The following is an 11,555-nucleotide window of genomic DNA, read 5'->3' as shown; positions in this document are numbered from 1 at the left end:
ATTCCTTCATCACTTCAGCTATACCTGAACATTTTTTATACCATGTGTTAAATTCTTTTTTGGCTGCTTCACAAGCTTCCCAATCTCGTCTGTCCATAATATAATCTCGTATATATGAATCAGGAATTGTAAACTTCTCACCAAACAACATACACTTTGCCATATAACTTTCCCCCCTAGTATAAAAAAGTTTAAAATTCATGACATTTTTGCTATGTCAACAACATACATTTCAAATGATATAACTATCGGCACGTATATTTCTTGGTATTTTTAACCTACTCCAACAAGAAATAATATGTCTTTTTTATTATATTTCTATTGCTTCTATTAGTCAATATATAATTCTTTTAGTGCATTTGTCTTTTAATCTTTTGATTGCATAATCATTATTACAAGGAGGTTTTTTATGAGATCTATTGATTATACAGAAATCGGTCAGAAGATACGACAATCACGCATTGCCCATTCCTACTCCCAGGAGCAACTGGCAGAATTAACAGGAATCTCCACAGCCTTTCTCGGTCACATCGAAAGAGGAACCAGAGCTATGTCTCTGGAGACGCTAGTCTCCATTTGTTCAGTTTTGAATATCAGTATTGATTATCTATTACTTGATGAAATCTCCGAAACGGATTCAGAAATAACGGCACTCATCTCCGAAGTGAAGTCTAAAGGTGATGTCCAGTATCGTAAATTTGTTAATATTATGAAAGCACTAACCCTGGTTGCTGATAAACTTTGAGATATACAGTACTAATGTGCCTAATCTAAAAGTATTATTAAGCAAATCTCTTTATAAGCAGTTTGTTTAATACTAAATTCAATAGGGCATCTAGTTCAATCCAGATGCCCTATCGTAAATCCATTCACTCTTTATCTACCTGTGACAAATACATTTCCAAGTCTTTCTTACGTATTCGCCATCTTCCCCGAACCTTAAAAGCCTTTAGCTCTTTCTGTTTTATCATATTCAAGATTGTAGTTCTTCCAATATGCAAAACCTCCTGTCCCTGTTTCAATGTCAATATCTCTGGTATTGCTTCAAACATAGCACAATCTCCTTCCAAAATATTCTTATCTGACTGTTTGTCGTCAGCTATATATTAAAAACTATTTTTGTATAACAATAGTGTAATGCGGTATATATAAGGGTAACAAAAACTCTATTTTATGTGCCACAAAATTCTCCCATTGCAGTACAACGCACTGGGAATATATCGTCGCAAATTCGAATATGCGATAAAAAAGGAGCAAAGGAGACATAAAAATGCCAGACACAAACACTACAAAAATCGAAATTCTTTCTATTCATACACTTACATATAGATATAGATGTAGTTTCCAAACATACTACGGACTTTTTCAATACCTAGTTCAAAATCGAAATTGCATCTTTACAAAACACAAACACAAAAAATGTGAAAAATATACGACCCGAACATTGCACCCTCTCGGCTTCAATCGTATAGAATTTATAGATTGCATGATTCCAGACAGGGACTATCACGAATATAAGATCAAATTCACCATTAATCCACGAATTCTTACCGGGCAAACATCGCAACCACGCACACATATTATTGCCAAAGAACAGCTTTCTCAACTTCCAGATATTCTTGATACTGCCATACATGATTTATGCAGCCCCTACAAGGAGCAACTGACTGACGGGAAATTTCAGCGAATTGATTACTGTTGCAACCTTTGGTTTATTGAACAAGAACTAGCTGAAGAATATATGCGCCTATTAAGAAAAGCTCTAATTCCTTATCCTTTTAAATTAGAAAAAATATTAAGCAATACACAACACCGGTATATTCCAGAACCAAATGCAATCACAATAACCTGTAAAAGTTATCAGCTTTCCATATATTTAAAACTCAACCAGTTACTTGATGAAATTACCAGACAAGAAAATGGTATTATTCCATCCGAACATGTTTCTGAGATAGAAAATGCTACCGGACAAATAAGAATAGAACTTCGGGAATACCGATCACAATTACGAATTAATAAAAAGAAAATCCATTGCGGCAATGATGAAGCACTTCTTCTAAATGGTTCTAACACGCACCCATATACAACACTTTGCAAACGTTTAGAATCAATGTATGGAACTGGAGACTTCTGGCTTTATGACGATGCAAGAGACATTATTAAAGAAAGTGACTATAAGCCACGTATAAAAAAGGAATTATTAGAAATTCTAAAAGTTGTCAACGCACCAAAGAGCGGACTCGATATTTCAAAAAATGGTTTTGACTACACATACCTGAAAAGCCATATGCGCTATTTCAATGAGCTTGATTTATCGCCAATCACAATATCACAAAAAAGTTTTAAGCGCTGTGGCGAAAACTTCTTTCCGAACCCGAGAAAATACATTTCTGGTGAAACGGCAGAATTATTACGTACTTCCGATATATAAGAAAAAGCAGGAACACTCTAGCTTGTGAGTGTTCCCTGTAACAGTTTATATTAGAACTCTTTGTTTATTTTTATAGGGATCTATTTTGCCGGCAAACTTAAATGGCATTCCGTATCACGTTTATTGCAGTCATATTCTATCGAATATCCAGAACCTTCAGTAAAACTAACCGCACAGATTCCAGTCTTCATTTCAATTTTTTGGCCATTCAAAAGTGTTACAGAATGCCAATCATAGCTGGAATTCTCAGACCAATCTACTTTAATTTTAAGATTATACTCACCAGTGGAAATGTAATCTGCCTGTATTTCTGCATAATAAGATCTCAAATTAGCCCAGTCTGTTGCCACCTTTGCTTTATGCAACTGCGAGCTGAATATTGGGATAGAAATTGCTACCAATACACTGATAACAGCAACCACGATCAAAAGTTCAGCAAGAGTAAAACCTTTATTCTTTCTCATTAAAAATTCCACTTTCTTTTTCTTCATTTTGTGCTACTATTATATTTAAAAAGCATTATCCAGTCAATAATTAAATTTTCATTCAAATTTAACGCTTTATTACTAATTTTCATTGTGTTTAGAGGCGTTAAATCACTTCTCGCTTGGACACATTAGCTAAATTTAGCTATTTATTTGTAGTTTACGAAATACAAAAGTACAGTTTACAAGGGACTACACAGGGTAGGTATCTGACGGGGGTTCCGCCCGTCAGATTTTCCATGTGATGTTCAAGCTGTCGCTTGTAGCGGCTGTGGTGGTAATCATCAAGTCCACCACCCGCCGCTTGTCGTCAAAGGATACATTCTCCCAAGTGTCGAGGTAGCCGGAAATTTGGCTGACCTGTTCCGGGCTGATGGCTTCCACCGTCAGCTCCGCTATCCTCGCCAGAAGTTCCTGCTTGCGCCCGTCCAGTTCCGCTATCTTCACATTCACATAGGAGAGCAGGACATTGTTTGCACCCGTCAGACTGTCCACCAGCTTTTCAATCTCGCTGTCCACATGGGCAAGCTCCACTTGCAGTGCTGCAATTTTCGGGTTTGCCTTTGCCGCTTTCTTTCTGCCTGTCAGAGTCTTGTAGCTTGCCAGTTTCTTTACCATCTGCTGATAAACAACCGCTTCCAGCTCCGAAGTGATGATTTTCCCGCACCCGGCACAGCTTTTATTGTCCAGCCGTTTCGTACAGCGAAGGTATTACTTGCCGGAGGAATTGAAGATACTCATAAGGGCATACCCGCAGTTCCCGCACTTGATTTTTCCCGCCAGCCATGTATGGGTGGCTTTCCGGGCAGACTGGATTTTCATGTTGTTCATCAGCTTCTTGCGGCAGGTCAGCCAGATGTCAGAGGGGACAATGCCCTCATGGGGAGCCAGTACCAGCATTTGGTCTTTCAAGTCGTTCTTTTTGCTGGGCTTCACATCCCGCCCTTGATACAGATAGCAGCCGTTCATGCCAGTAAAATCGGCAGCGTCATTGACAATGACCGTCCCTTGACTTTTGAAAAACTCATACACATCAAGGTCTGCCTGCACATAGACAGGATTGCGTAACATCTGCGCCAGCGTGGGGCGTATCAGCTCTTTGCCATGGAACAAAATCCCCTGTTCGGCAAAGTACCGGGTAATGTCCCCGTAGGAGGTTGTGGGCTAAGCATACATCTCAAACATCAGCCGGATATTTGCCGCTTCGTCTGGATTTACCACCAGCTTTTTTGTATTGATACCGTCCATCTTAATCGGCTCTGTATGGAAGCCGTAAGGGGCTTTCCCACCCATCTTGAAACCTCGCTGGCTGCGGGAATAGTAAGCGTCCGTTACTCGCTTCTGTATGGTTTCCCTCTCAAGCTGGGCGAACACGATACAGATATTTAACATCGCCCGCCCCATCGGGGTGGAGGTATCAAACTTTTCCGTAGAGGACACAAACTCTACATTGTACTGCTGGAACAGCTCCATCATGTTGGCAAAGTCCAGAATGGAACGGCTGATACGGTCGAGCTTGTAAACCACGACCTTTGCAACTAAGCCCCGCTTGATGTCCCGCACCAGTTCTTGAAACTTCGGACGGTCTGTATTCTTGCCGCTGTACCCTTTGTCTGTGTATTCCTTGCAGTTACCGCCTTTCAACTCGTATTTGCAAAATTCAATCTGGCTTTCAATGGAAATGCTGTCCTTTTTGTCTACCGATTGTCTTGCATAGATTGCGTCTATTCGATTATTCATATTGTCGCTCCTTTTCTTAAAAAAGAAACGGAGCTGCTGACACCTTTATTATACCGTCAGCAGCCCCGCAAATCAACGATGGCTTTGGAAAACCTTATGCCCCGGCTTCCTCACTCTGCCGTTTGTCGGCATACTTGCGGAACACCTCATAAAGCTGCTGTTCCAGCTCCCGGCGTTTTGCCGCTTCCTGCTCCGGCATGAACACCGGGGAGAGATTTTCCAGCGTGATTTCCTTTCCCTGAAAAGTCACGACTTCGGTTTCTTTCTTGTATCTGATATGCTCCATAGTACCTCCGTATTTAATTTTCAAAGTGCAGTGCCGTCATACCGCGGCGTGAAATGTTTTCTGTCATCGATCACCATTCCCTTGTGTGCCGCTGCTGCCGTTTCAGTTCTGCCAGCACCTCCGGCGGGATACGGTCTACCAGCCGCTGAATGTCTTTCAGCTCGCTTTCCAGCTTTGCCCGTTCCATCGTATCTTTCATCTTGCCTTTTTCGCTGGCTTTGGCTCTGGCTTCCAACTGTTCATTTTCTGCCAAAAGGTCGTTTATCGTGACCTTGTATTTTTTGAACTGTCCGGAGAAGTTCTCCATCTGCGGAAACCACTTTTTCAGCAGGGAGAGGGCTTCCTCTTTCTTCTTTCCGGCATTGAACGGGGTAATACCGTCCAGCGTGGCTTCAATGGCTCTTGCCTGTTTGGAGAGATTGACCGCCTGCTTAAACAAACGGGTGGGGATATGCTTCCTGCCTGTCTTGCTGGCACTTTCCCCACACTCCAAGTCGGGATATTTCTCCACCATATAGGCGTGAAAATCGTCCTGCCATTTTGTGAGGTTGGCTCTATTCCCAATAATCTCCTTTGCACACAGGCGGTTGTCCTCTGTCAGCGGGACAAAGACCAAATGCAGGTGGGGCGTTTTCTCGTCCATGTGTACCTTTCCCTACCCGCCCGATTAAGAAATCAGCCGCCCTCTGGAAAAACGCCTGTATCTCCTTTGGGGATTTTTTCTTGAAAAACTCCGGGCTGGCGGTTATCAGCGTATCGACAAAGCGTGTGCTATCCTTGCGGGTGCGGCATCCGGCTTGTTCAATGCGGCTCTGAATGAAATGGTAATAGCGGCTCTCCGGCTTGACGATATGGAAGTTGTATTTACTCCGGCTTGTGTCAATGTCGGGATTGCTGGCGTACTGTTCCTTTTGCCGTTCGTGATGGGCTTCCAGCGGTCTTGCCGGATTGCCTTTGTGTTTTTCAAATCGCAAGATTGCGTGTTGTGCCATGAAACTCCTTTCCCCATTCCGTTCTTTTCCGGGACTTTTCCACAGGAAAATCCCGCAGAAAATATCTCAGATAGGATAGGAATGGATAAGATATAAATAAAATCGTTTTAATCTCTGTATTTCTATATACCGTCCGTTTTTCGTACTTCAAGAGGATTGATTATCGTACTTGTGGAGTGCGGTTTTCAGTCCTCCGGCGTACCATAACCGGATTTCTTGAAGTCGGTGTTTGGAACCGCTTCATAGGATTTGGGGTAAATGCGGTTGGGTTTTCCACAGCCCTGCTTCTGGATCTCCACCAGTCCGGCATATTGCAGCTCTCGCAGGGTGTTGACCGCCTTCTGCCGCCCGCAGTGGAGCAGTTCCACTACCTCATTGATGGGATAGTAGAGGTAAATGCGCCCATATTCGTCCGCCCAGCCGTTTTTCCGGGACAGGTCTGTCCAGCGCAGGATAAAGGCGTACAGTACCTTTGCTTCGTTGGACAGGGGTGTGAATGTGTGGGCTTCAAAGAGGAAATTGGGAAGCCGGATAAAGCTGACCACCTTTTCCGGCTGATGGATATAAATGGTGTTTGTCATATCGTGTTTTGTGGACGGTTAGAAGCCTGTTTCCGGGGGCAGACGGTAGTTTCTATTGCCTACCCCTGTTCTGTGCTTGTAAAGCCTTGTAAATCAAGGACTTTTCAGCCCCTAACTGTCCACACAAGACCTCCTTTTCCGTTCACTTTCTGTTTTCTGCCGCCTGTGAACTCTGGCGGCGCAGTCGGGACAGTATTTCGCCCGGTTGGACTTTGGGACGAACACTCTGCCGCAGACCGCACAGCGTTTTAGCTCCTTATCCCGGAAAACCTCCGCTTCCAGCGTTCCGATTTGCGGCAAGACCGACCAGCGGAACCACTTGCAGCAGACCGAGAAAGAAATGGTCTGGGGGCAGGCGTGGATGTCTCCATCGTCAAGGAACATACAGTTCCCGTCCTCATAACAGCAGCACTCCCGGCGGATCAGGGCGTTTGCCTGTTTCCTCTGTGTCGGTGTCATGCGGTAAAGGGAGCCGTCCGGCTTGCGCTCTATGGGCGGCAGTTGTTTATATGGGTTCTCTCTCATGTGTTCCCTCCATTTTTCCTTTGCCGTTCTCCCCGAAAAGGCTTCCTGCCCCATTCCTGCGGCGTGTTCCAGCGTTGGCACGCTCCCCGGACTTCGGGACATTTTGTCCCGAAGTGGCTCGTTGCGGTGCTTCCCCTGCCGGGGTATTCCTTTTCGGATGGTCATTCATTTTTCAAGGTGCAGCTCATCGATGAACTACCCTAAGTCTACACGAAAAAAATGCAATTCCCGGAATCTTGCGAGAATTGCATTTTAGGGCAATATTCAATTTCAAAATTGCAGTTCTGCAATTTTCTTGTATAATGGGAAATAGGAAAAGGAGGTGCTGTGTATGGCTTTATCCGGAACACCCGGACAAAGGATTTCTGATTTGTGCAACGGCAATCATATTTCTCAAAAGCAACTTGCGGAGAAGATAGGCGTATCTGCTTCCCAGTTGAGCCGCATTGTCAGTGGGGAAACAAAGACGGTCAGCAGCGATATTCTCATAGGCGTGGCAAAGGAATTTAAGGTATCAACGGACTACATATTAGGCTTGTCCACCTTGAGTGTCCGTAAAAGTTATGATATTTCTGAATTAGGATTGTCCGAGGGAGCTGTGAGAGGGCTTGTGGCAGGTACAGTCGATGTGCAAATCCTTAACCGTCTGTTGGAACACAGGAACTTCCCGAAACTGATGGATTTGATACGGATTTATTTTCAAGACACAGCGGCAAAGGGTATCATGGCACGAAATCAGCTGATTGAACTGGCAACGGCTTCCTTGTCCGATCTGATGAAAGAACACCCGGAACATCGGGCAGAAGCAAAACAGGATTTGCAACTTCTGAACGCACAGAAGATGGGAGAACATGAAGCGGAAATTGAAAAAATCAAGAATGTATTTCTTGCTATCCTGCGAGATATTAAGAAAGATATGGACAACAGAGAACAGCCAGGAGAAGCTGTGACCGCCGCTATGTTCCAAACCATGCAGGAAACCATGAAAGACCACCAGCAGGAGCTGCTTTCTATGGACGATGTAACTGCTATGATTGCCGGACAGATTGGGAAGTTTCTTCCGATGGACGAGGAAACGGCGGAACAGTTCCGGCAGTTGGCAAAGAGGATGATGGAGCAGGTAGGAAAATAATTGCAGAAAAATATATGTAGTTTTATAAAACAATCAGGAGGATTACATGAGACGGGTAAAAAAAGAAAAAAGGAATAAAGTGCTTATTTTTAGTGTGATTATCTTGCTTCTTGTATGTGCAGGCATTGCGATAGCCAGTTTGCATAAAGTAAATAATATTTTGTTGGAAAACTCGTCTGAGGCAACAATAGAAATTATTGGAAATTCAAGTACAACTGAACCTGCACAAGAGCTTCGAGGAACTGTAAAAGATGCAACAATGAATACTCTAACTGTTCAAGGTGAGGATAATCGTGAATATTATTTTGGAACAGAAGGTGTAAATATTTCAACTGGTGAGACAGGAATAGTGATTGGGAATCCAGTGACAGTTTCATATCATGGCAAATTGGATTTGAATGCATCTGTACAAGAGGTTGAATTACTTTCCATTACGGTTACGGATTCCAGTTTGAATACCGAAAATCCTGAACCAACAACTGGTGAAACAGAGCCAAGTCCCCCTTCTGCTTCCGTGACACAGAAAGCACAAGAAATTCTAAATGCAATGACGCTGGAAGAAAAAGTTGGACAGATGTTTATTGCACGCTGTCCCGAAATAAATAGCGTACAGAAGGTAAAGGAGTATAATCTTGGAGGTTATATTCTTTTTAGCCGAGACTTTTCTGGAAAAACAAGAGATGAAATTATCCAGAATATTCAAAGTTACCAAAGTGCAGCAAAAATCCCCATGTTTATCGGAGTAGATGAAGAAGGAGGCACTGTCAACCGTGTTAGCACAAACCCTAATTTGCGAGCTGTGCCTTTCTGGTCCCCTCAAGAACTCTATGCTGAAGGTGGCTTTGATTTGATTCAAAGTGACACACAAGAAAAATGTGAATTATTGAATAGTTTGGGGATTAATTTGAACTTTGCCCCAATCTGCGATGTTTCGCAAAATCCAGAGGATTTTATTTATGACCGGAGTTTTGGACAGAACGCAGAGCAAACTGCCGCTTATGTCCACTTAGTTGTGCAAACCATGTTTCAAGAAGGTATGGGGAGCGTCCTAAAGCATTTCCCCGGGTACGGAAATAATGTGGATACACATACAGGTATTGCTTATGATAATCGCACCTATGAAACATTTTTGAACTCAGATTTCTTGCCGTTTCAAGCAGGAATTGATTCTGGAGCCAATATGGTATTAGTTTCTCATAATGTGGTATCCTGCATGGATAGTCAAACCCCTGCTTCGCTGTCTTCACAGGTACACAAAATCCTGCGGGAAGAATTAAAATTTACTGGAGTTATTATTACAGATGACTTAGCTATGGATGGTGTGCGCAATTTTGCAGAAGACACAAAAATTGCAGTTCAAGCTGTGAAGGCAGGAAATGATATGTTATGCTGCACAGATTTTGAGGTGCAAATTCCAGCCATACTTGAAGCAGTCAAACAGGGAGAAATTACAGAGGAACGAATCGATGAATCTGTTTTACGCATATTAGAATTAAAAATTTCACTTGGGATAATATAAAGGTTTATTTACAAATAGTCTAAAATTTCAGTTTTTACGGGAGTGTGTCCACAAGTTCGGTGTAGAACGAGGAACGGGGACTTTCATATACGCCCTGTCTGCTGATGAAACCAGTCCTGCGCTTGCGGCTCCACGTCACGCAATCACAACCCTGTTTTCCTGCTGCTTCAAACGCCTTTGCCCTCCCCGGCGGCAACCTTATTTTCGCAGCAACGCCGACAGAGCGTATAACACACTACACTTTGCAAGCAAAGTCGTGTGCCAAGGGGCAAGCCCCTTTGGAAACCCCGGACAACAAAACAGGCTGAATATCTCGCACTTTCCCGGTGCTTGATACTCAGCCTTTATTTGTTGTCAGCAGCCCCCGTTTCGTGGTCTGCATGTAGTTCCTTGTAAACTGACCTAAAATTCACTCCAAATACTATTACAGATTTCCACATACTACTAAAAGAACTGGAAGAAACTCGTAAGCGTGGATATGCCGTTGATAATGAAGAGCACGAAATGGGAATTGGCTGTATTGCTGATGTAGTTCGAGATGCAGATAATAGAGCTATAGCAGCTATTAGTATTTCTACGTTAACTGTACGAATGGATGAAAATTTTCTTATCAGGACAATCCCTCTTTTGCATAAAACTGCACAGACGATTTCTGCTATGTTGGGATATGTTCCATCGGAAGAGCACCCACAACTGATTTATCAATGAATTCACGTTTCTTCCCAAAAGTAAATAAAATACATTAGCGAACTAAAAAAATCACTATCCTCCTTACACTTGATGAGTATAGTGATTTTTTATAGTGTGTTTTTTATTTATAGAATTTTCAAAAGTTTCAATTATTATTTTCCAAGAGCTTTTCCCAAAACTTTATATAATTCTTCCACTTCTTCCCGTGATAAGGTAATTCCCTTACTCATCTTTTCATGTTCCGGAGCCCAATCCCTGATATCATATTTTGGAGTTGCTCCATTCCAGGAAATCCTATTAATTTCTTTTCTCCACCCTTTAGCATTTTCAGAAAGAACTCCGATTTCTTCTACAATATCATATTTAATGTCTGCCATTTTTCCTTCACCTCACAAATTTCTCGATCTATGCTAATAACTAACCATAACATCGTAAACCATATTATCACCACAGATCTTGCTTTTTCTGTTGTGTAGTATAGCATAAGCTCTTTTAATTTGCAAAATATATACACAAAAAACAAATCAAAATGTCACAATACAACTCTTTTAATCTAAATCAAAAACAAGGAACACTCCAAACTCACGAGTGTTCCCTGCCTTATTTTGTATCGAAGCTCTTCGCTTATTTAGTGGGCCATTTGGTGGGCCATTTTTTTATAAACTATGCAAATTTATAAAGTCTTACATCTTATCCAAAAGTCCGCTAAATGCCCTAGCTATCAGCATTTAACGCCTTTCGACATTTTGCGGGAGAATACATGAAAAAGGACTGTAAATTACGATACCTAATTTCATTGTGTTTACATCAACCCAGACTTCATCCTTCTCCTTTATTATTCAAATTTTTCTTTCAGTTTGAGATACATTTTATATAGTTCATCATCATTGGCAACATTTACAGAATCCGTCTTATATTCATCAAGCACTGCCTGCGATGGTGTCATAACGCTACTGAGTCCTTCTTCCGTTGCATGTGTATATACATTCTCTACGCTAATAGCTTTGTGTCCCATTTTCAATGCAGTATTTACTACATTTGCATTTTTAGCAGTATTTGCCATCGTGTCTGCGGTATGTCTGAGCGAATGGAGACATAGCCCCTTCTGTTGACCGCTTTTGGTGAGGTGGATATCTCTGTCTATCTCCAATTTGTTACATAGTTCCTTAAAGCA

At 42.2% G+C, this 11,555-nt stretch carries 11 protein-coding genes and 3 pseudogenes; 5 read left to right on the top strand and 9 right to left on the bottom strand.

Annotation, left to right across the window (positions count from 1 at the left end; translation table 11 throughout):
• Positions 1-409: 409 nt before the first annotated feature.
• Positions 410-745: a helix-turn-helix domain-containing protein gene (locus tag PGQ38_RS08890; RefSeq protein ID WP_204454731.1), complete on the top strand. Its 336-nt coding sequence runs from the start codon at positions 410-412 to the stop codon at positions 743-745.
• Positions 746-869: 124 nt separating this feature from the next.
• On the opposite strand, the gene PGQ38_RS08885 is transcribed toward PGQ38_RS08890, so the two are convergent.
• A complete protein-coding gene (locus tag PGQ38_RS08885) occupies positions 870-1,052 on the bottom strand; it encodes a helix-turn-helix domain-containing protein (protein ID WP_270413925.1) in 183 nt (60 codons plus the stop codon).
• Between the two features lie 218 nt (positions 1,053-1,270).
• Between PGQ38_RS08885 and PGQ38_RS08880 the strand changes: the two genes are divergently transcribed.
• Entirely contained in the window at positions 1,271-2,431 is a 1,161-nt protein-coding gene (locus PGQ38_RS08880) for a hypothetical protein (RefSeq protein ID WP_270431356.1), read from the top strand.
• Between the two features lie 80 nt (positions 2,432-2,511).
• Here the strand turns inward: PGQ38_RS08880 and PGQ38_RS08875 are convergent, their stop codons facing one another.
• From PGQ38_RS08875 to PGQ38_RS08850, 6 genes and pseudogenes are all read right to left on the bottom strand, one after another.
• Positions 2,512-2,922 carry a type IV pilin protein gene (locus PGQ38_RS08875; protein ID WP_204455019.1) on the bottom strand — a complete coding sequence of 137 codons (411 nt, stop codon included), beginning with the start codon at positions 2,920-2,922 and terminating at the stop codon, positions 2,512-2,514.
• Between the two features lie 222 nt (positions 2,923-3,144).
• Positions 3,145-4,656: pseudogene (locus PGQ38_RS08870) on the bottom strand (recombinase family protein).
• Positions 4,657-4,750: 94 nt separating this feature from the next.
• Positions 4,751-4,942, bottom strand: coding sequence for a hypothetical protein (locus tag PGQ38_RS08865; protein WP_270431351.1), 192 nt, complete (start codon positions 4,940-4,942; stop codon positions 4,751-4,753).
• A gap of 70 nt (positions 4,943-5,012) precedes the next feature.
• Positions 5,013-5,934: pseudogene (gene mobV / locus PGQ38_RS08860) on the bottom strand (MobV family relaxase).
• 185 nt (positions 5,935-6,119) lie between these two features.
• Positions 6,120-6,515: a replication initiator protein A gene (locus PGQ38_RS08855; RefSeq protein ID WP_270431350.1), complete on the bottom strand. Its 396-nt coding sequence runs from the start codon at positions 6,513-6,515 to the stop codon at positions 6,120-6,122.
• Positions 6,516-6,626: 111 nt separating this feature from the next.
• Positions 6,627-7,040 (bottom strand): cysteine-rich VLP domain-containing protein, encoded by a 414-nt coding sequence (locus tag PGQ38_RS08850; RefSeq protein ID WP_117558696.1) that lies wholly within the window; start codon positions 7,038-7,040, stop codon positions 6,627-6,629.
• Positions 7,041-7,371: 331 nt separating this feature from the next.
• On the opposite strand from PGQ38_RS08850, the gene PGQ38_RS08845 reads away from it, so the two are divergent.
• The 3 genes and pseudogenes from PGQ38_RS08845 to PGQ38_RS08835 form a co-directional block, all read left to right on the top strand.
• Positions 7,372-8,172 carry a helix-turn-helix domain-containing protein gene (locus PGQ38_RS08845; protein ID WP_204454997.1) on the top strand — a complete coding sequence of 267 codons (801 nt, stop codon included), beginning with the start codon at positions 7,372-7,374 and terminating at the stop codon, positions 8,170-8,172.
• 46 nt (positions 8,173-8,218) lie between these two features.
• Entirely contained in the window at positions 8,219-9,691 is a 1,473-nt protein-coding gene (locus PGQ38_RS08840; protein ID WP_227589721.1) for a glycoside hydrolase family 3 protein, read from the top strand.
• Positions 9,692-10,108: 417 nt separating this feature from the next.
• Positions 10,109-10,399 (top strand): annotated as a pseudogene (locus PGQ38_RS08835) (IclR family transcriptional regulator domain-containing protein); the annotation flags it as partial.
• 134 nt (positions 10,400-10,533) lie between these two features.
• On the opposite strand, the gene PGQ38_RS08830 reads toward PGQ38_RS08835, so the two are convergent.
• Positions 10,534-10,758, bottom strand: a complete 225-nt coding sequence (locus tag PGQ38_RS08830) for a YdbC family protein (RefSeq protein ID WP_204455000.1) — start codon at positions 10,756-10,758, stop codon at positions 10,534-10,536.
• Between the two features lie 458 nt (positions 10,759-11,216).
• The coding region (locus tag PGQ38_RS08825) for a hypothetical protein (protein WP_330674453.1) at positions 11,217-11,555 on the bottom strand (339 nt) is incomplete at its 5' end.

The organism is Blautia faecis, from assembly GCF_027662325.1.
Classification (GTDB): Bacteria; Bacillota; Clostridia; order Lachnospirales; family Lachnospiraceae; genus Blautia_A; species Blautia_A faecis.
This window is presented reverse-complemented; position numbering and strand designations above follow the sequence as displayed.